General features: G+C 60.4%; 16 protein-coding genes. 11 read left to right on the plus strand and 5 right to left on the minus strand.

The genetic code is table 11. The features are described from left to right. The first annotated feature begins 23 nt into the window (after positions 1–23). Positions 24–470, plus strand: a complete 447-nt coding sequence (hemJ, locus tag DTJ15_RS07590; RefSeq protein WP_043559109.1) for a protoporphyrinogen oxidase HemJ — start codon at positions 24–26, stop codon at positions 468–470. A 148-nt stretch (positions 471–618) separates the two neighbouring features. Here hemJ and DTJ15_RS07595 read toward each other — a convergent pair whose 3' ends face one another. Beyond that, positions 619–1,323: a DedA family protein gene (locus DTJ15_RS07595; RefSeq protein ID WP_227449746.1), complete on the minus strand. Its 705-nt coding sequence runs from the start codon at positions 1,321–1,323 to the stop codon at positions 619–621. A gap of 112 nt (positions 1,324–1,435) precedes the next feature. Here DTJ15_RS07595 and DTJ15_RS07600 point away from each other — a divergent pair, with 112 nt between their 5' ends. After that, positions 1,436–3,382 carry a prolyl oligopeptidase family serine peptidase gene (locus tag DTJ15_RS07600; RefSeq protein ID WP_249109761.1) on the plus strand — a complete coding sequence of 649 codons (1,947 nt, stop codon included), beginning with the start codon at positions 1,436–1,438 and terminating at the stop codon, positions 3,380–3,382. Here the strand turns inward: DTJ15_RS07600 and DTJ15_RS07605 are convergent. Together DTJ15_RS07605 and DTJ15_RS07610 are read right to left on the minus strand one after the other, a co-directional pair. Further along, positions 3,379–4,815, minus strand: coding sequence for an MATE family efflux transporter (locus DTJ15_RS07605; protein ID WP_081847677.1), 1,437 nt, complete (start codon positions 4,813–4,815; stop codon positions 3,379–3,381). The genes DTJ15_RS07600 and DTJ15_RS07605 overlap by 4 nt on opposite strands. Positions 4,816–4,902: 87 nt before the next feature. Beyond that, complete coding sequence (locus tag DTJ15_RS07610) at positions 4,903–6,246, minus strand: TolC family outer membrane protein (RefSeq protein WP_043559475.1); 1,344 nt, start codon at positions 6,244–6,246, stop codon at positions 4,903–4,905. A 214-nt stretch (positions 6,247–6,460) separates the two neighbouring features. Here DTJ15_RS07610 and DTJ15_RS07615 point away from each other — a divergent pair, with 214 nt between their 5' ends. Together DTJ15_RS07615 and DTJ15_RS09135 are read left to right on the plus strand one after the other, a co-directional pair. Next, positions 6,461–7,861 (plus strand): HlyD family efflux transporter periplasmic adaptor subunit, encoded by a 1,401-nt coding sequence (locus tag DTJ15_RS07615; protein ID WP_081562429.1) that lies wholly within the window; start codon positions 6,461–6,463, stop codon positions 7,859–7,861. Then, a complete protein-coding gene (locus DTJ15_RS09135; protein WP_249109762.1) occupies positions 7,858–10,047 on the plus strand; it encodes a peptidase domain-containing ABC transporter in 2,190 nt (729 codons plus the stop codon). The genes DTJ15_RS07615 and DTJ15_RS09135 overlap by 4 nt, the downstream gene beginning before the upstream one ends. Before the next feature lie 406 nt (positions 10,048–10,453). Here the strand turns inward: DTJ15_RS09135 and DTJ15_RS07625 are convergent, their stop codons facing one another. Next, the gene (locus DTJ15_RS07625) at positions 10,454–10,864 is read right to left on the minus strand and encodes a hypothetical protein (RefSeq protein ID WP_193699497.1); all 411 of its coding nucleotides are present in this window, start codon (positions 10,862–10,864) and stop codon (positions 10,454–10,456) included. Between the two features lie 347 nt (positions 10,865–11,211). Here DTJ15_RS07625 and DTJ15_RS07630 point away from each other — a divergent pair, with 347 nt between their 5' ends. Beyond that, the gene (locus tag DTJ15_RS07630; RefSeq protein WP_152332652.1) at positions 11,212–11,514 is read left to right on the plus strand and encodes a hypothetical protein; all 303 of its coding nucleotides are present in this window, start codon (positions 11,212–11,214) and stop codon (positions 11,512–11,514) included. Between the two features lie 86 nt (positions 11,515–11,600). Here the strand turns inward: DTJ15_RS07630 and DTJ15_RS07635 are convergent, their stop codons facing one another. Beyond that, on the minus strand, positions 11,601–11,810 hold the full coding sequence (locus tag DTJ15_RS07635) for a heavy-metal-associated domain-containing protein (protein WP_043559101.1): 210 nt from the start codon (positions 11,808–11,810) through the stop codon (positions 11,601–11,603). Positions 11,811–11,938: 128 nt separating this feature from the next. Between DTJ15_RS07635 and DTJ15_RS07640 the strand changes: the two genes are divergently transcribed. From DTJ15_RS07640 to htpG, 6 genes are all read left to right on the plus strand, one after another. After that, positions 11,939–12,325 carry a hypothetical protein gene (locus DTJ15_RS07640; protein WP_249109764.1) on the plus strand — a complete coding sequence of 129 codons (387 nt, stop codon included), beginning with the start codon at positions 11,939–11,941 and terminating at the stop codon, positions 12,323–12,325. Positions 12,326–12,388: 63 nt separating this feature from the next. After that, on the plus strand, positions 12,389–14,107 hold the full coding sequence (locus DTJ15_RS07645) for a copper resistance system multicopper oxidase (RefSeq protein WP_249109766.1): 1,719 nt from the start codon (positions 12,389–12,391) through the stop codon (positions 14,105–14,107). A gap of 161 nt (positions 14,108–14,268) precedes the next feature. Beyond that, complete coding sequence (locus DTJ15_RS07650) at positions 14,269–15,048, plus strand: copper resistance protein B (RefSeq protein WP_408734682.1); 780 nt, start codon at positions 14,269–14,271, stop codon at positions 15,046–15,048. A 282-nt stretch (positions 15,049–15,330) separates the two neighbouring features. After that, positions 15,331–17,076 (plus strand): Hint domain-containing protein, encoded by a 1,746-nt coding sequence (locus DTJ15_RS07655; protein WP_249109768.1) that lies wholly within the window; start codon positions 15,331–15,333, stop codon positions 17,074–17,076. A 112-nt stretch (positions 17,077–17,188) separates the two neighbouring features. Next, positions 17,189–17,986 carry an SDR family NAD(P)-dependent oxidoreductase gene (locus DTJ15_RS07660; protein ID WP_043559094.1) on the plus strand — a complete coding sequence of 266 codons (798 nt, stop codon included), beginning with the start codon at positions 17,189–17,191 and terminating at the stop codon, positions 17,984–17,986. 173 nt (positions 17,987–18,159) lie between these two features. Beyond that, positions 18,160–20,034, plus strand: coding sequence for a molecular chaperone HtpG (gene htpG / locus DTJ15_RS07665; protein WP_043559091.1), 1,875 nt, complete (start codon positions 18,160–18,162; stop codon positions 20,032–20,034). The last annotated feature ends 3 nt before the right edge of the window (positions 20,035–20,037 follow it).

The following is a 20,037-nucleotide window of genomic DNA, read 5'->3' on the forward strand; positions in this document are numbered from 1 at the left end:
GAAGAACGGAAGGTAACGGGATTATGGCACTGTTTCTGCTGAAGCATCTGAACTGGTTTGTCTCACTGCACATCATGGCTTTCGTGTCATGGATGGCAGGACTGTTCTATCTGCCCCGGCTGTTCGTCTATCATACGCAGATAAAAGCAGGCTCTGAGGAAAGTACCCGTTTCAGCCTGATGGAGCGTCGCCTTCAGAAGCAGATCATGGCACCGGCCATGATTGTGACCTTTTTTACCGGTGCTCTGATGGCCTCTCTCCCGGGGGTGGTGAGCTGGTCCTCCGGCTGGTGGTGGGTCAAGGTTTTCTGCCTGTTGGGCATGTTCATGTTCCACGGGGCCTGCTCTGTCTGGCGCCGTGATTTTGCTGCCGGGCGTAACCGGCATGGTGAGCGTTTCTATCGCATTGCCAATGAGATTCCGACCATCCTGATGGTCCTCATCGTCATCATGATCGTGGTGCGCCCATAAAGGGAGGGGGATTCCCCTCCCTCAGGCTTCAGTGGGAATGAGGGCAGAAGCCGTATCTGTTCTCTTCCGGCTGGCTCTTCAGGCAGAAGACAGTGCAAAGCGGCAGGAGACCCACGATGGTCACGGGCAGGAAACGTCTCCTGCCCGATCAGTGCTGATGCGCCCGTTTCTTTCTGGCCTCACGCCGTTTCTCATCGGCAAGGGCTTTCCTGATGAGGGCATGTTCGTGGTGGCGGAGAAAAAGGAACGACCCGCCCAGCACTGCCAGCATGACAACGGCAAGCCCGATGCCGAGAGGCCCCGTAAAGCTGTCGATCTGGCTGCCCAGTTCGTAGGGGACGAGAACATAGCATGTTCCCCAGAGCAGCCCGCCAAGGGCATTGTAAATTGAGAAGGGCAGCCAGGGCATCCGGGAGGCCCCGGCGAGGAGGGCGATGAGAATGCGCAGGAAAGCGATGAAACGGCCCAGCAGCACGCCCGCTCCGCCAAACCGGCGGAAGAGATAGCGGCCAAGGGTGAGGCGGTCCTTGTGCAGGCCGATTTTGCGCCCGTGTTTTTCCAGCAGATGATAACCGAGCTGATGGCCGATGAGGTATCCGACATTGTCCCCGATGATGGCCCCGCTGACAGCGGCGATGATCAGCCCCTCCGGTGTGAAGTGGTGCGTGTGGGAGGCATAGAGGGAGGCGAAGATGAGCAGGCTCTCGGCTGGCAGGGGAATCCCCGTGCTTTCCAGCAGAATGATAAACCCTAGTGTCAGATAGGCATAAAGCGGGGGGAGATGCTCAAGAAAGGCGGAGAGATGCTGTATCAGGGGATGGGCTTCCTCTAGAAAGGGGGCACTGCGCCGCACCAAGTCCAGTCAGAAGAAACCCGGTCCAGCAACGGCCTGCCAGTGCTTTCTCCTGTCAGAATACTGGGGTAGGCAGAAATAAGGCAAGAACGTTTTTTGCAGGAGAGACATCATGACAGCAGCCCCTTCCCTGCCCTGGGTCACGCCGGAGCTGATGACACGCCGGACACGCAGCCTGTCGGAGATCAGGGCCGTGGCGGGATGGGTGCTCTGGCTGGAGCGGCGGCCGGATGAACAGGGCCGGAGTGTCGTGGTCGGGCGTGCGCCGGATGGCACCCTGCACGATCTCACCCCACCAGAGGCCCAGGTGGGTACGGACATGCATGTCTATGGTGGGGGGGCCTGGGCTGCGGAACGTCATGGGTCGGACATGGTCGTGCTGTTCAGCGACAGCAGGCAGGGTGGCCTCTGGCGGAGCCGCAACGGTCAGGCTGCCCAACCGCTCTGCCCGGCTGCCGGTGATGATGGCGTGACATGCCGTTATGCGGACCTGTCCCTTCAGGACGGACGGCTCGTCTGCGTGCGGGAAGTGGAAACGCCCTCCGGGGAGGAAAAGGCCGACCTTGTGGAGGTTGATGCACAGGGGCGGCTCCATTCCCTCCAGAGTGGGGCGGATTTTTACATGTCGCCCCGGCTTTCACCTGATGGGCGGTTTCTGGCCTTCATCGCATGGCAGAATCCGCATATGCCATGGACGGAAACGGGCCTGTATGTGACGGACCTGTCCGGTGCGGGCGGGACGGTCTGCCTGACTGGTGGAACGGGGCAGGACTGTAGCGTCATGGGGCCGTTCTGGGATGGGCGGCGGCTTCATGCGCTGTCCGATGCCGCTCCGGCTGGTGCCTCGCCTGAGTCTGACCGGCACTGGACGCCGGTTGCTTTTGAGCCGGAAGACATCACCGGGGGCGGCACGGCATGGCGGGCCTGTCCCCTGCCCCCGGCTCCGGCCGAGGTGGGGCTGCCTGCCTGGGTGTTCGGGCAGTCCTGCTGTGCGGCCCTGCCGGGGGGGCGGCTGCTGGCCCGTGGTGTGCGGCAGGGCGTGCCGGTAACCCTGCTGCATGAACCGGCTTCAGGCTGGCGGGACGTGCTGGCAGGGGCCGTGCCGGATGATGTTCCCGTGCCGCTGGAGGGAGGCTCACGCTTTGCATGGCTGAACAGCCCGCCGGATGGTCCCCCTGCCCTGATGCTCGGCACGCTGGACGGAGCTGCGGAAGACCGGGAGGTCATCCGCAGGGCTTGGGAGATGCCGCCTCATGTGGTCGCGGCGGACATCGCCCTGCCGGAGACGCTGTCCTTTCCCGTGGAGAACGGGCCGGGGCCGCTCCATGCCCAGTTCTACCTTCCCGCCCGGGGGCCGCACTGTGAAAAGGTGGCGGGAAAGCCCCCTCTTGTGGTGATCGTTCATGGAGGGCCGACCGGGCAGGCCCGGACGGACCTGTCCTTCAAGGTCCAGTGGTGGACATCCCGGGGCTTTGCGGTGCTGGATGTCAATTATCGTGGGTCCACCGGTTTTGGCCGGGCCTATCGGGCGGCACTGGATGGCCAGTGGGGCGTGCTGGACGTGCAGGACTGCTGCCGGGCCGTTCAGGGGGTGATCGAGCAGGGGCTGGTGGACCCGCAACGCTGTGTCATCCGGGGCAGCAGTGCCGGGGGGCTGACGGTCCTTTCCGCTCTGGCCCGGTCCGACCTGTTCGTGGCGGGCACATCGCTCTATGGCGTGACGGACCTTCGGGCTCTGGCCGAGGAGACTCACCGTTTCGAGGCCCGGTATCTGGATGGTCTCGTGGCGCCGTGGCCGGAGGAGGAGGCCGTGTATCTGGCCCGGTCTCCCCTGTCATGGCCGGAGAAGATCACGGCTCCCGTCCTGTTCCTTCATGGGGATGCAGACCGTGTCGTGCCGCTGTCTCAGGGGCAGGCTTTGCAGAAGCAGCTTCCGGCCTCGTCGCTGCATGTCTATCCGGGTGAAGGGCACGGCTTCCGGGATGCCGGGGTGATTGCGGATTCCCTTGCCCGGGAGCTGGCTTTCTACCGGGACGTGTTCGCTGGCAGGAGAGGCTAGCGCATTTTCCCCTTCCGCTGGGGCAGAGTCTGGCCGAGGCGGTGGATGACGGTGAGGGCAGCGACAAGGGCCAGTGAGCCGATAAGCGTGACGCCCAGGGCCTGACCGATCATCACCCCTTTTGGCCCGTAATGGATGCCGATGGCTATGAAGGGAATGGTCCCTACTGTGGCCCTGCTCCAGTTGAAAGCTGTGGAGTAGAGGGGGTGCCCCAGATTGTTGAAAGCCGTGTTGGAGACGAAGAGCAGCCCGACAAACATGTAGCTGGCCACGGCCCAGTGGCAGAAGAGCCGTACCAGCTCCACCCCCGTGCCCTGGACATGGAATATCTGGAGGATCAGCGGCTCGCCAAGGGCAAAGACCAGCCAGTCCAGCCCGACACAGAGGGCCGTGAGCTTGAGGGCGCAGAGAAAGGTCTCTTTTACCCGGTCCGGCTGCCGTGCTCCCAGATTCTGGGCCATGATGGGGCCGACGGAGCCTGTCAGGGCGAAGACGAAGGCAAAGGCGACCGGCACCATGCGGTCCACCACGGCCTGCCCGGAGACGGCCTCCAGCCCGAAACGGGACATGGCGTGCGTGACGATGAGATTTCCGATAGGGGTAGCCATGTTGGTGCCGATGGCGGGCAGGGCAATGGCCCCTATGGCCCGGCTGGCATTGGGGATCGTCCTCAGGCGGGGACGCTCCAGCATGTCATGCCCCCGGAGATTGAGGAACCCGCTGAGAGAGATGACACAGCGGGACAGGACCGTGCTGATGGCCGCCCCTTCCAGCCCCAGATGCAGGCCAAAGATCAGGATGGGGTCCACGATGACCGTGCAGGCGGCCCCTGTCAGGGTGACCCGCATGGCACTTCTGGCATCCCCCACGGCCCGCAGCAGGGAGGAGAGAGCCATGCCGAGGCAGACCAGCGGCAGGGCGGGGGAGGTGATGTAGAGAAAATGCGTGGCGTGTTCCAGCGCTGCACCATGGGCGCCGAGCAGGGCCAGCAGGGGGCGGGCCAGAAAGGCCGTGATCAATCCCAGCGTGCTGGTGACAGCGAGCATGAGCACCAGAAAGGCGGAAGCCTGCCGTCTGGCCCGGAAATGGCGGCAGGCCCCGATAAGCCGGCCGGTGCTGGCTCCCAGCCCGATGGACATGCCCAGAGAGACGGCCACCTGCACGAACCCCAGAGAGGTGGCGAAGGCGATGGCCGCTGTCAGCGTCGGGTCATGCAGGTGTGAGATGTAGAAGAAATTGAGCAGGTCCACGAAAAAGACGGCCATCAGCCCGATGGCGCCTGTCCCGGCCATGGTGACGACATGGCGCATGATGCTGCCATGTACGAATCTGGCCCGTCTGGCTCTCTGCCGGGCGCAGGGGGACTCCTTGCCCCCGGCAGGAGTGACGGGGGAAGAAACCGGGGTGAGGGTAGGATCAGGCTTCGGCTGCATGGCTCTTCATTCTGCCCTGTTTGCCGGGGCAGGGCCAGTGCAGAATGAAAGGAAAGCAGCGTGTCTGCCATGTCTGGGGGAGGAGACTTACTCCATTCCGATGAGTTTCCATTTCACCTGATGGTAATGGGCGCGCGGGTCATACAGGGAGACGTGCAGGTTGAGCTCTTTGGCTGTCAGATGGCCTGTCGCAGCGGCCAGATGGTAGGAATCCTCAATCAGGTTGGCTGCATTCTGGACGAGGGTTTTCTGCTGGTCGAAGAGCAGTTCCTGCTGCTGGAGAACTTCAAAGGTGGTCCGTACGCCCAGCAGTTCCTGCTGCTGGATGGCATGGAGGGCCTCCACACCGGTGGCGACGGCTTTCTGGTTGCGGGCGAGCTGGTCGCTGTCGGCTGTCAGTTTCTGCCAGGCGCTCATGGCATTCTCGCGGGCCTCACGCCGCTGTTCGGCCAGATTGTGGAGAGCTGCATCAACGGCCTGCTTGGCGGCACGGATGCGGGCATATTCCGCACCGCCCTGATAGAGCGGAAGAGAGGCCTGAAGCATCACGGCTGTGGCGTCTTCCGAGAATTTGCCGTTCCCCTGGTTCACCTGCCTCTGGTAGGAGGCCTGGGCGGATATCTGGGGCAGCAGGTCGGCGATGGCCAGCCGGACATCATGTTTTGCTGATTCCAGCTGGTACTGGGCCTGCATGACCTGGGGAAGGTCATTGATGGCCAGCTGGTTTATTTGCGCCTCCGAAACGAAAGGGGACGGAAGCCGCTCCGCTGGAGACAGTTTCTCTGGCGGAATGATACCTATGACACGCTGGAACGTTGCCTCTGCCACGCGGACCTGTCCCTCGGCCTGACGGGTGGAGGCCTGTGCTGCCTCAAACTGTGATTCCGCCTGGAGGGCATCGGTGCGGGTGGCCTGGTTCAGGGCAAGCTGTCGTGTAGTCAGCTGGACCTGCCCTTCCAGCGTGTGTTCATTTTCCCGTGTCAGGGTCAGCAGGGCCCGGGCCTGTGTGACGGCAACATAGGCGGAAACAACATTGACGAAGAGCTGCTGCTCGATGTCCACAAGGTGTGCCCGTTCCCCGAGGATGGAGCTGCGGGCCTTGTGCATGGAAGCCCATGTCTTGCCTCCGCGGAAGATGGGCTCGGTGATGGTCACGCCCGCTGCATAGCCGGGGGCCCTGAATTTCTGATTGTACCGGAAGCTCCCGCCATACGGGAAGGTGACGTAGTTGGACTCGTTGTAGTTGGCGGTCGCACTTCCGCTCACGGTGGGCCGCCATCCGGACAGGGCCTCCGGCATGGATTCATCAGTCTGCCGCAATATGGCCTGCTCACGGAGTATCTGCGGGTTGGAGCGATAGGCAATGGCCATGGCTTCCGGCAGGGAGAGATGCGTGACGGGTGCAGGAGCAGGGTCCGGGTCTGCCGCCATGGCAGGAAGCGGCGAAAAGAGCCCGATGGACGCTATCAGACGAAAGGCGTGTCTTTTCTCTGGCAAGCAAAAGAAAAGATACATAAGTCATTAACCCTAAATTAATAAAGCATTAGCCATTTAACGACTTGCTTGTTTTGTGGACCACTATAGTATTATTCCTGAAAATTATTAATATTTCCTTATCGTTTTGTTTAACTGTACTGTGTGGTGTATGGCGGAAGACTCAGCAAGCCCGCTTTTCAGGGGGGAGGCTCTGAAATGGCGGCAGGAGGCGTGGATCGGCTCCGTCCAGTTGATCGAGCCTCTCTCGGGTAAAATTGCAGCGCTCTGTACGGTGGCGCTCGTTATCTGTGTGGGGATTTACGTTTTTTTCGGGTCTTATACGCGGCGCATCCATGCCAATGGTGTCATGCTGCCACCAGAGGGACTGGTCGTTGCGGAGGCAGATCAGGGTGGTGTCGTTGCGGCCATCCACATTCATGAGGGCGATCATGTTGCGGCGGGGGAACGGCTCTTCAGCGTGGATGTTTCCAGCTGGTCGGAGGATGGGGCCACCGGGCAGCAGCTTGTCGAAGGGCTGCGCCGACAGAAGGACCTGCTGGAACATCGCCAGAATCTGCTCGCTGCTGATGCGCCCGTGGAGCTCTCCTCCCTGAAGGATGAGCTGGAGTCCCTGCGTCAGCAGTATGGCATGTTGCAGGAGCAGTCAGGACGGGACAAGAAGTCCCTGCCGTTGATCGAGCGGGCCATGAATGAGATGCGGACAGCCATGGACCGCCACCTCGTGACGGAAACGCAGTTTCAGAGTCAGCTGTTCAGCTATGTGCAGTTCATGGACACGCAGTCCCAGACATTGCGGACGCTGGTTGAGATGAACGGGCATATGGCGGATCTTCAGTATCGGATCAACCGGCACCAGTACAAGGTGGCCGAGGACATGAATGATCTCGCTGTCCGCCTTTCGGACGTGCAGAGGCAGCTCATCCAGGCGCATGGGCAGAGCATGGGGGTCATCAATGCCCGTGTGAGCGGTACGGTTGATGGTATCCGCACGGTTGTAGGCCAGCGTGTCAATCCGGGGCAGTCCCTGCTGAGCATCCTGCCCGACAGGGCGACCCTGCAGGCAGAACTTTACGTGAACAGCCAGGCCATAGGGTTTGTTCGGCCCGGGCAGCATGTTCTGCTGAAATATGCTGCCTATCCGTACCAGCGTTTCGGTCTTTATGAGGGCGAAGTGGTGGAGGTTACCAAGGCGCCTCTGCCGGAGCGGAGCAACTACGCTGCCCGGACAGGGCAGCAGGGCGGCAGTGCTTCTGCGCCCCAGCCGGGGGCGGATGTGTACCGTATCCGTGTCCGTCCGAACCAGGAATTCGTCATTGCTTATGGCAAGCATGAAAAACTGAAGCCCGGCATGGCCGTGGATGCCGAAATCGCCATCGACCAGCGCAAACTCTACCAGTGGCTGCTCGACCCGGTCGTATCCATGGTGGATACGGTCCGCTCCATATCGGGTGGTGGTGCACCGGCACGGTCCCTGGCCGATAGTGCCGCCCAGCCGGATACGCCCTCACCTGCTCCATCCAGACAGAATGACACGAAGGGGACGCCGTGAATCTCCATACTATCCATACTGGTTTCCGGCGTAAGGTTCCCGTCATCCTTCAGACAGAAATTGCAGAGTGCGGACTGGCCTGTCTGGCCATGGTGCTGTGCCATTATGGGCGGCTGGTTGACCTTGTTTCCATCAGGCGGGAGACGTCTGTCTCCGGTACGGGGCTCAACCTGCGGGCCCTGATGACAATTGCCGGACGTTACGGGCTGCACTGCCGGCCTGTCCGGCTGGAGCTGGACGACCTTGGCAAGCTGGCCCGTCCCTGCATTCTGCACTGGGATTTCAATCATTTCGTTGTCATGACGAAGGTGACGGATACCGGTATCGTCATCAATGACCCAGCCCGTGGTGAACGGAAGATATCCCTTGAGGAAGTGTCCCGCCACTTTACGGGTGTGGCGCTGGAGCTGACGCCTGAGACGAAGTTCGAGAAGAAGGATGACCGCCGCCTGTTGAAGGTGGGGGACATGTTCCGCCACATCGTGGGGCTGAAGACGGTCCTCTGGACCCTTGGAGGGCTGTCCCTGGGGCTGGAAGTCCTGGCCCTGATCAACCCCATGCTGGGGCAGGTCGTCATTGATGAAGTGCTGACAACGGGGGACAAGTCCCTTCTCTGGACCATCGCTGCCGGGATGCTCATTCTCGTCATCGTGCAGGGTGTGATCTCTACCTTCCGCACATGGTTGGTGATGATTTTCTCCACCCGCATTTCCCTGCAGTGGAATGTCAGCCTGTTCACCCACCTGCTCAGCCTTCCGCAGGACTTTTTTGCCAAGCGTGGGGCCGGTGACATCATGTCCCGCTTTGGCAGTCTCGGGGCCATCCAGCATACCTTCACGACGGATCTGGTGCAGAGCATTCTGGATGGCATCATGGCTATCGGTATGCTGGTGATGATCATCATGTACGGCAAATGGCTGGCAGCGCTGGTGACCATCACCGTGCTGGTGGATCTGGTCGTGCGGTTCATCCAGTATGGTCCGTACAAGGAAATGACCGAGGAATCGCTGGTTCATTCGGCTGCACAGCAGGGGCATTTCATCGAAACCCTGCGGGGTATCCGCAGCATCAAGCTGATGGGGTTGCAGCGGCGCCGGACGGTTGTCTGGACCAACCGGATGATTGACAACATCAATGCCGGGCTGCGTATCCAGCGGTATGATCTCATTTTTGCCCGTGCACAGGAATTCCTGGTTGCTCTGGACAAGGTGGCAACCCTTGTGCTGGGGGCCAGGATGGTGATGTCCGGTGCCATGTCCATCGGTATGCTCATGGCCTTCATGAGCTATCGTGACCAGTTCTGTGGCCGGGTGGGCAATCTGATCAGCGTCGTGTTCAAGATCAAGAACCTCAAGGTCCAGTGTGACCGTCTGTCCGACATTGCTCTGGCCGAGGCTGAAGGAACCGAGGCAGACAGTCCGCTGGGCGAAACGGCGGGTGTTTCCGATGATGACGGCATGGAGAATCCGGACATTCCCATGCTGGAATGTCGCAATCTTGGCTACCGGTATGGCAAGGAAGATGCGTGGGTTTTCCGCAACCTGAATCTCAAGGTCCATCCCGGAGAGAGCCTGGCGATCATCGGTCCGTCCGGCTGTGGCAAATCCACCCTCCTGGGGCTGCTGATGGGGCTCATCCAGCCGGAAGAGGGCCAGATATTCTGGAAAGGCATGGAGCTGAAGGCCGCCAACAGGGACGCTTACCGCGCCCGGATTGCCGGTGTTCTTCAGGATGACATTCTTTTCTCTGGCAGCATTGCGGAAAATATTTCCGGCTTTGACGATGAGATGGATATGGAATGGGTGGCCGACTGTGCAAGGAATGCACAGATATATGAGGACATCCAGCGAATGCCGATGACCTTTGAAACCATTGTGGGCGAGATGGGCAGCACGCTTTCTGGTGGGCAGAGGCAGCGCCTGATTCTGGCCCGGGCGCTGTATCAGGCCCCTCGCATCCTTTTCCTTGATGAAGCGACCAGCAACCTTGATCCTGCTTCCGAGCAGGCTGTGGAAGCGGTTCTGAATGAACTGCCCATCACGAGGGTGATCGTGACGCATCGCCCTGGCACGGCAGAGAGGGCAGACAGGATTTTTGCCATGGGGTTGCCGCAGGAGATCGTGGACACTCTGGCGAAAGAAACGTCGGCCATCGTGACCGGTCTGCCAAGTCCCAGCTCGGCCTGATACTGGCTCTGGGGGAAGCAGGAGGGGGGGGATGGATGATTGGACATGATCACATGTCGGCAGGTGCTTTTTATTATTGCGGATAAAGTTATTTGTGTTTTTGGTCTTTGGTGAGGGGAGGTGCGATCAATTGCAAAATATGGCCGCGTTCTTTTAGGAATCTGCGTCCGGAGTGTCTGCAGATCATCAGAACGATCTAATAAGAACCTTGGATATGGAGAGAGGAGTGTGAGTTACTTTTGCAGACATAATGTGGCGGGCGTCTAAGAACCTTGGATATGGAGAGAGGAGTGTGAGTTACTTTTGCAGACATAATGTGGCGGGCGTCATAAAAAACACCCGCCAAGCCCGGGAGGCTTGACGGGTGTTCCTCAGACTTCAAGGATACATTGATGAAGACTTGGTATCAGATCCGGATTGCTGCTGCATTCGGACCCTGGCCAATTGTACCATTGGCCGTGCCCTGGATAAGCTGGTTGATCCATGTCTGGCCATTGCTGAAGCCATAGATCGCACCAAGGATACCACCGTCGATAGCCCCCATGATCGTCGGAATGACCAGACCAACAGCCTGACCGATAGATCCAATGCCCAGAACGCCACCGCCGTCACCACCATGGATACCGCCGATGATCATACCGCTGTTTGCGCCAATGGCAGCCCCGGCAATAGCACCGATGATGGAGTCACCGAGACCGGAAGATGTACCGCGGCCAGCTGCCTGATTGGCAGCCTGATTGTTGCCAAAACCAAGAAGGTTACCCAGGAAGCCGCCACCAGAAACGGAATCCAGTTCCGCAACGCTCAATTCACGCATTGTGTACCTCAAAAAGAAAGAATGTGGTTCATTGTGATATGAACCGGGAGTATTCTTGTACTATTTTTTTGAAAAAAACGTGAATAAAGAAGAAAAATAGTATGAAAAGCGGTAAAATTGTATAAAAAAAAATTATTACAGTGTTAGACCATAATTATAACATAATTTAATTGCTTTTAAGTATCGCTCGCATCTGCTGTTGGGTGCGGGTTATTTCGATAAGGTTCTGGATGATGCGTGAACTTTCTTTTAACGAGCTTGGCGCGGTATCTGGTGGTGGTCTTTTCGGCTACCGCGACGGGACGGCTTCTTCAGGAAGCAGCAATAGCAGCACTGGTCTTTTTCCTGTGCGCGCTTCGCTTGGTTTTGCGGACAGCCTCGTTGGCGGCGTCGTGGATGGTATCGTCGGCGCAGCCGTTGGTGGTCTCACGGGTGGTGCCAATGGTGGTGCCAACGGTACGGGCGGTGTTATCGGTGTCGGCGTGATCGCCGAGGCTGTCGGCGTGATCCTGGGACTGACGGTTGGTGGCCTGACGGGCGCAATGCTGGGTCTGTCCGGTGGTTATGTCGGGACGCAGGGCTACCGCGACGGTGCGGTGCAGGCCTTCCTGACAGGCAGCCTGTTGCCCAAGGGCGGCGGACTTTTCTGATCCGTCATGACATGACCGCCTGTCCAGGGCGGTGACATGGATATTGAAGAACCACCGGGGGGCCATGGACCCCGGTGGTTTTTTCTTCAGACCGTCCCGAAACCGGCCTTCTGGATGAGGAGCGCACAGTCTTCCCTGGAGAGGGCGGGGCCAGTGAAAATGATGTGTGCCTGTGGCGGGTCGAGCGTGACGGTGGCCGTCTCGATGGCTGGAGAGGCTTCAAGGGCACGGGTCAGAGAGCGGACACAGCCATCACATTTCAGGCCGGTGAGAGGGAGGACGAGGGTTTCGCTCATAAAAAATTCCGTTTCATGATAAGGGATGGCAGGGGGGACTGTCTTCCCACAGGGGAGGAACCTTCCTGATCTGGTGTCCGTTCCGGAGCGAGAAAAGGCATTTCATGTCTGTTGGGCGGTTTTTTTGCATGATGATGGGAGTGGTGCTGTACCTGATGATGCAGCTGCCGTCTTTTGTCATGCCCATGGCCATGGTGGACGGCATGATGATGTCCGCGCCTGCGCATCAGCTTCTGCCTGCCCGTGACATCGCTTCTCCTGATGCCGTGATGGTTCCGCCGGGGGGGGGCATGGTGATGGAGGCGGCTGTTTCTTCCCGGCCGGATGCGGAAGAGGATATCGCTCCCTGCTGCCAGAGTCACCATGCTGTCTGTGAAGCCGGCATGTTGCCGGAGGGGCAGAGGCTGGAACCGGCCGGTCTCTGGCAGAGGGCGGTCCCGTTTCACGATGTCAGGCTGCTGCTGCGTTCTGCTGTCGTGCTTCCCTGGCGCCCTCCAGCAATCCTGCCTGTCTGACCTGTCTCTGTGCTGCCTGTTTCCGGGCGGCATTTCTGTGTCACGTTTTTCAGGTAGTTTGTCATGTCACGTCATGTTTTGCTGCGCCGCCAGTTTCTGGGCGGGCTGGGCGCAGCTGGTCCGCTCATGGCTCTTCTAGGGCTGGGCCGGGCTGCGGCCGCCACGGCCGGGGCAGTGCCCCCGCTGGAGATGGACCTGCACATCACCCGCCGCAATGTCCGTATCGCAGGCCGCACCGGGGTAGGATATTGCGTCAATGGCCAGATGCCCGGCCCGGTTCTGCGTTGGCAGGAAGGGCGGGACGTCCGCATCCACGTTCATAATCACATGGATGAGCCAACATCCCTGCACTGGCATGGTGTCCGCCTGCCAAGTGATCAGGATGGTGTTCCGGGGTTGAGTTTTGCCGGGATTCCGGCAGGCGGACGGTTCACCTATTCCTTTCCGGTCCTTCAGAGTGGGACATACTGGTATCACAGCCATATGGGGCACCAGGAATCGTCCGGTCTCTATGGTGCCCTGATTATCGAGCCAGCTGGTGCTTCGCTGCTGCCGAGGGCGGACAGGGATCATACGGTCCTGCTGTCGGATTGGTCGGATGTGTCTGCCAGCCAGATCATCAACAATCTCAAGATGCAGGATGATTACTACAATTTCCGGCAGCGCAGCCTTGCGTCCCTGCCGGAGGAAAGCCGCCGGGCTGGAGGGCTGATACCCGCTCTGAAGAGTCGCCTGCAATGGTCCCGCATGAGGATGAGTGCCACGGACATCTCGGATGTCAGCGGTGCCATCTATACCTATCTCATGAATGGTGAGGCCCCGGCACAGGGATGGAGCGGCCTGTTCCGGCCGGGAGAGCGGGTCTGCCTGCGGGTCATCAATGCCGCGGCCATGACGCTGTTTGATGTCCGCATCCCGGGGCTGGAGATGCAGGTTGTGGAGGCGGACGGGAATCCTGTCGTGCCCGTGCCGGTGGATGAGTTCCGCATTGCTCCAGGGGAAACATATGTCGTGATGGTGACGCCGTTGCAGGCACAGCCTTACACGATCTTTGCCCAGAGCGAGGACCGCACCGGCCATGCCCGTGGCACGCTGACACCTCGCCCTGGCCTGTTGGGGCCTGTCCCTCCCATGGACCCCCGGCCCGTGCGGGGGATGGTGGACATGGGCATGCCCATGCCCATGCCCATGATGAAGGGCATGAAGGCAATGGGGGGCATGCCCATGTCCCCTCCCGTGGAGCGGACTCCGGCGGATGAAATTGATGATCCCGGCCCGCCCCCCCTGAATGTGGAAAACCAGAACATCGCCACCCATCCGGTGGAGCGTGTCGGCAGTCCGGGAGATGGGCTGGAGGGAACGGGCCGCCGGGTTCTGGCCTACAGTGATCTGGTGGCGTTGCGTCCGCCGCCAGACCAGCGACCGCCTTCACGAGAAATCATCCTGCACCTCACAGGCAACATGGAACGGTACATATGGGGGTTCAATGGCCGGAAATATTCCGAATCCGGGCCGATCCATCTGGCCCGTGGTGAGCGGGTCCGGTTCACGGTCATCAATGACACGATGATGGAACATCCCCTTCACCTTCATGGCCTGTGGAGTGAGCTGGAAAATGGGGCGGATGACCAGCACCGTCCCCTGAAACATACCGTCATTTCACAGCCGGGGTCTCGCATGAGTGTTCTGGTCACGGCGGATGCGCCGGGTGTGTGGGCTTATCACTGCCATCTCATGTATCACATGCAGACAGGCATGTTCCGGGAGGTGGTCATCTCATGATGGGAAAAGACATGCTGCCCCTGGGGCTTGTCGCCTGCTTTCTGGCCCTGCCAGCCCAGGCCATGGATGATATGGCTGGATCGGCCCGACCGGGCCAGACGATGGCTCATGACATGTCCGGAATGGCCATGGATGATATGGATATGTCGGACATGGCAGACATGGAGATGCCGACCACGGCGCCTCCGGCTGTGCAGAAAGCCCCGCCAGCGCCTCACCAGGTGCGGAAGAAAACACCGCATGTCGTTTACAGGGCTGTTGATGCCCCCGGCCCTGTCGTGGATATTGGCCATCATATGCAGGCCATGGACATGGGCCGCTGGTTCCATGGTGTGCTGGATGAGTTTGAGGGGCGCTACCAGGCGGGTGGCCGGTCTTCACTCCGTTGGGATGGGGAGGCCTGGTATGGTGGCGACTACAACCGCCTCTGGCTGAAGAGTGAAGGCACCATGACGAAAGGCAGGGTCCGTGACGGAGACCAGGAACTGCTCTACAGTCGGGCCATATCCACCTATTTCAACCTTCAGGGGGGCCTCCGGCTGGACCTGGACAGTGGTCCGACCCGTGCCTGGGGAGCGGTTGGTGTGGAGGGACTGGCCCTGTACCAGTTTGAGGTGCAGGCGACCGGTTATTTCAGTGACCGTGGCGTGGCGGGACGGTTTGAAGGGTCTTACGACATCCTGTTGACCAACAGGCTGATTCTCCAGCCACAGGTGGAGCTGAATCTGTATAGCCGGGCTGATCCCCGGCGACAGGTCGGATCAGGCCTGTCGGACATTGATACCGGGTTGCGCCTGCGTTATGAGGTCTGGCGCAAGATGGCTCCCTATGTGGCTGTTACATATGATTCCCCCCTCACCCAGGGACGCCACATGGCCCGGAAGCGAGGCGAGCGGGCAAGTGAGGCCCGTTTCACGTTCGGAATCAGGAGCTGGTTCTGAAATAATGGTAACAGCCTGCCCTGCCGGCTCTGGCTTGGCCGGCGGGCTGTTCCCTCCCCTTTTTTAAAGAAAAACAGGTTACTGTGACAGATTCTTTCCCAGATTAAGTTCTTTCTGGGGTGTTTCAGGAAAAGGTTGCTGTAAATATTCCGTTAATATGAGAGCGGAAAATGGTTTATCTCAACATTATGTGATCAGCAGGAGCTTACCTGTAATCTTTTTTTAACCCCTGTTGCCTTAAGGCGGCCTTGTCGTCGAACATGATGAAGGTCAGGTTATCTTATGGCAACGGCGTTGGTCAGGGTGTCAGCCGGAACGGCTACCGTTTACAGCAGCGGGTCTCTTTCCAGCCTGGTGGGCTTGGGGGCCATTTCTTCCATTGTCGTAACCCGAACAGATCAGACACCGCCCAATGACCCGGTGAAGGTTGATCTGTCGTCGATCCTGGGTCAGTTGCGGGGAGACTGTACCATTACCGTCCAGGGCGGGGCCACGGCCTATGTCGGGGGTGGCCTGGTCAATGTCGGGGTGGTGAACGGGCTGACCCTGAATGGGGGGCGGCTGGTTATCCAGTCCACCCTGCTCAGTGCTTCGCTGGGCTCGACCATCACGGTAGGCCCCAATGCTGGCGAGCTGCGGATAGAGCCACAGGGCTTTGGCGTGAGTGTCGATTTCCCCGTGAAATTCGTGGATGCGCAGGGCAATCCCACAACCAGAATTCCGCCCAATTTTGTCATGGATTTCCCCAACACCCAGTCGGTGGGAGCTGTCTATAAGCCTTCGACGAACCAGACCGTGATTGGTGATGGCGTGAGCGCACTGGGCCTCATCAACGTCGGACGGACGACCACGCTGGAAGGGGACCCGTTCAATCTGAGGGTCAATGGCAAACCGCAGACGGATTTTTTGGGTGGGCTCACGGGGTATGGCTATACGTTCAGCCGCAACAACGGTCATGATGATGGCAGGAATGGTGTCATCACCTGCTATCTGGCTGGCAGCCTGATCCGGACCGAGACGGGTGACGTGCCCGTGGAGGTGCTGACGGTGGGGGATGCCGTGGCCGTTTTTGCACCGGATGGCCAGCCGCAGGGCTTCAGGCGGGTAAAGTGGGTAGGCCAGGGCCGTGTGACTGTTCAGCCAGCTCTGCCAGATGATGAAGCTGGCTGGCCAGTGCGCATCCGTCGTGGCGCCCTGGGGGCCAATATCCCCCACAAGGACATGCTGGTGACGTCGGAGCACTGCCTCCTGCTGGAAGGGCACTTCGTGCCGGTCCGCATGTTGGTTAACGGCAGTTCCATTGCCTATGACCGGAGTCTTGAGGAGTACGAGTACTGGCATTTCGCCGTAGAGCCGCACGCCATTGTCGAGGCGGATGGAGCCCTGACAGAAAGTTACCTGGATACGGGCAACCGGCAGGGATTTGTCTCCCAGGCGGGGCAGTGGGCGGAAGGGGCCCGGGGCTGTTGGGAGACGGATGCCGCCGCTCCGCTGGGGGTCAGCCGGACATTTGTGGAGCCCCTGCATGAGGCGATCCGGCGGCGGTCTGGAGGCCGGATGGAGAAGCCGGGCGAGCTGGTGGATGAGCCGGATCTGATCGCCCTGACTCCTTCCGGTCAGACCCTGCCGCTGGTGCGGCAGGCGGGGCAGCGTTACCTGTTCCGCCTTTCCGAAGGATGCAACGAGATATTGCTTGTCTCCCGTGTCAGTCGCCCCTGTGATGTCATCGGTCCGTTTGTGGATGACAGACGCTGGCTCGGGGTGCTTGTCAGCCAGATACAGCTCTTCTGGGAGGATGGAGAACGGAAAAATGTGACGGAATTCCTCTCCGCACCCCGGCAGGATGGCTGGGATGTACAGGAGGCTGCCCCCTGCCGCTGGACAAACGGGGCGGCCCGCCTCGTGCTGCCGGTGCATCCGGGCAGGAAACAGCCGCTGTTCGTGTCGGTCGAGGTCTTGGCAGGAGGGCCGTATCTTGCCAAAGCCCGTCCGACCGAAGGAATCCGTCTGGGGGGAGGGATGTTCTGACAGGACCGGCTCCGGGGCGGCATGGTGGACAAGCCATGCCGACCTGCCCATTATCTGGGTGCGATGGCCATTCAGGGCCATGCGTGATGAGATATAGGGGAGGAGCTGGATCATGGCACAGGGCAGAACCGTACTGGTAACCGGGGGAACGTCCGGTATCGGGCTGGCAATTGCGGAGACGTTCGCCCGGGCGGGGGACAGCCTCATCCTGCTGGGCAGCAGCCCGGAGCGTGACTATACCAAGGCCGTGCAGGCGGTGCAGGCTGCCGGGCGTGAGGCCGGGCACGACGTGCAGGTCTGTGCTCATGGGGTGAACATCACGGATTTTGATGCCGTGAAGGCCCTGCTGAAGACCATCAGCGACAGGGTGGGCCTGCTGGACGTGCTGGTCCATTCCGCAGGTGTTTTCTTCAACACGCCCATCACGGATGAAACACCCGATGCGTTCGACAGGGTGATGCGCATCAACGTCAATGGCATGTGGCACATCGTGCAGGCCGCCCTGCCTTTCATCCGGCGGAAAGAGGGTGACGTGCCGGGTGGGAAGGTCGTGGCCATTTCGTCCATCTGCGGATTTTACAGTTTTGCCGGCTATGCGGGCTATGCCGCCAGCAAGGCGGCGGCCACGGCTCTGGTCCGCAGTCTGGCCCTCGAGCTCGGCCCGCTGGGCATCAACATCAATGCCGTGGAACCGGGCCGCGTGAAGACCTCCATGCATGATGCACTGATCAACGATCCCTCACAGGCGGATGCCCTCAGGGCCGTGGCGGAGGCCAATCCCAGCAAGCGGACCTTCTCCTCGCCGGAGGACATCGCTGCCGTGGTGCAGTTCCTTGCCAGCCCGGGGGCGGTGGCCCTGCACGGCTCGGCCATCGTGGTTGATGAAGGCACATCGCTCGGTCTCGTCTAGGCCATACATCCCGTCATCATGATGCTGGAGCTTGAGGTCTCCCCCGGTGCGGGGATGCTTGAAAGCCGGGGAGGCCTCTCCCATATCTGCTCCATCTTTCAGCGGCGGGGCAGGCTGGCCGCCGAAGATGGAGCACATACGGAGCCTGCCATTTTGGAGGAGAGCAACGCATCATGAGTGATGGCAAAAACGCAGCGGAGATGCAGCAGCACAGTTTCAGTGCCGAGGTCGGGCAGCTGCTCGATCTGGTTGTCCATTCCCTTTATTCCGATCGGGAAATCTTTCTGCGTGAGCTGGTCGCCAATGCGGCTGATGCCATGGACAAGCGGCGGTTCGAGGCCCTGACCAACCCGGCCCTGTCCCTGCCGGAAGTCCCGTCCATCCATATTTCCACCGACAAGGACGCAAAGACCATCACGCTGTCCGATGACGGACTGGGGATGAGTCCGGAAGAGCTGACCCAGAATCTTGGCACCATTGCCCGTTCCGGCACCAAGGCGTTTGGTGAGAAGCTGAGCAATGCCAAGCCGGAGGAGCGTCCGAACCTGATCGGTCAGTTCGGCGTGGGTTTCTATTCCGCTTTCATGGTGGCGGACAAGGTGGATGTCGTCTCCCGCCGTGCCGGTGAGGATGTGGCCGCCCGCTGGGTGTCCGAAGGCAAGGGCTCCTACAGCCTTGGCCCTGCCGAGCGTGACCGTCCGGGCACGGACATCGTCCTGCACATGAAGGATGATGCTGAGGAATTCATCGATCCGTGGCGCCTGCGTAGCATCATCCGCAAATGGGCCGATCACATCGCCTGGCCAGTCGTGCTGCACGAGCCGGACGAGGATGGCAAGGAGAAGGAAGAGACCATCAACGAGGGCAAGGCCCTCTGGCTGCGTCCGAAATCCGAGATCACGTCCGAGGAATACACCGAGTTCTACCGCCATGTGGCCCGTGCGTTTGATGAGCCGTACGCCACGCTGCACTGGAAGGCCGAAGGCACGGTCGAGTTCGCCTCCCTGCTGTTCCTCCCCGGTGCCCGTCCGTTCGACTTCATGGAGCAGAGCAGCCGTGAGAGCCGCCTGCACCTGCATGTGAAGCGCATGTTCATCACGGATGAAGCCAGTCTGGTGCCGAACTGGCTGCGTTTCGTGCAGGGTGTGGTCGATACGGATGACCTGCCGCTGAACGTCTCCCGCGAGATGCTCCAGTCCACCCCGGTTCTGGCCCGCATCCGCAAGGCCGTGACCAAGCGTGTCATCAGCGAGATCAAGAAACGGGCGCAGGAAGGTGGCGAGTCCTTCACCGGTTTCTGGAACAATTTCGGCCTCGTCATCAAGGAAGGGCTGTGGGAGGATTCCGAACACCGGCAGGAAATTGCCGAGTTCTCCCGCTTCCACTCCACACATGATGATGAGCTGACGACGCTGGACGACTATATCAGCCGCATGAAGCCGGAGCAGGAGACCATCTATTATCTGGTCGGGGACAATCTGAAGGCCCTCAGGGCCTCCGCCCAGCTGGAAGGGTTCCGTGCCCGTGGGCTGGAAGTCCTGCTGCTGTCTGATGCCGTGGACAGCTTCTGGCCGGACCGTCTCCATTCCTACAAGGACAAGACCTTCCGTTCCGTGGCCCAGGCGCATGGTGATCTCGAGAAGTTCGCACCGGAAGCCGAGGAGCAGGGCGAAGCAGCCAATGTCGAGAAGCTGACCCCCGCCCTGAAGGACGCTCTTGGTGAGGCTGTGAAGGATGTCCGCAGCACCGTGCGTCTGACAGGCAGTGCCGTGGTGATGACAAGCGAGGGTGGGCCGGACCTGGCCATGCAGCGTCTCATGCGCCGTTCCGGTCAGGAGATGCCTGCCCTGCCGCCGGTGCTGGAGATCAACCCCCGCCATCCGCTCATCCGTGCGCTGGCCGAACGTGTGGAGAAGGGCGAGAGCGTCGCAGAACATGCCCGCATCCTTCTGGACCTCGCCCGTGTTCAGGAAGGCGAGGCCCTGCCCGACCCCAGCGGCTTTGCCCGCACGCTCGCAGGCCTGCTTGCCGGGACTGTCGAAAAGTAATCT

The sequence above is a fragment of the Parasaccharibacter sp. TMW 2.1891 genome (assembly GCF_023337675.1).
GTDB classification, from domain to species: Bacteria; Pseudomonadota; Alphaproteobacteria; order Acetobacterales; family Acetobacteraceae; genus Bombella; species Bombella apis.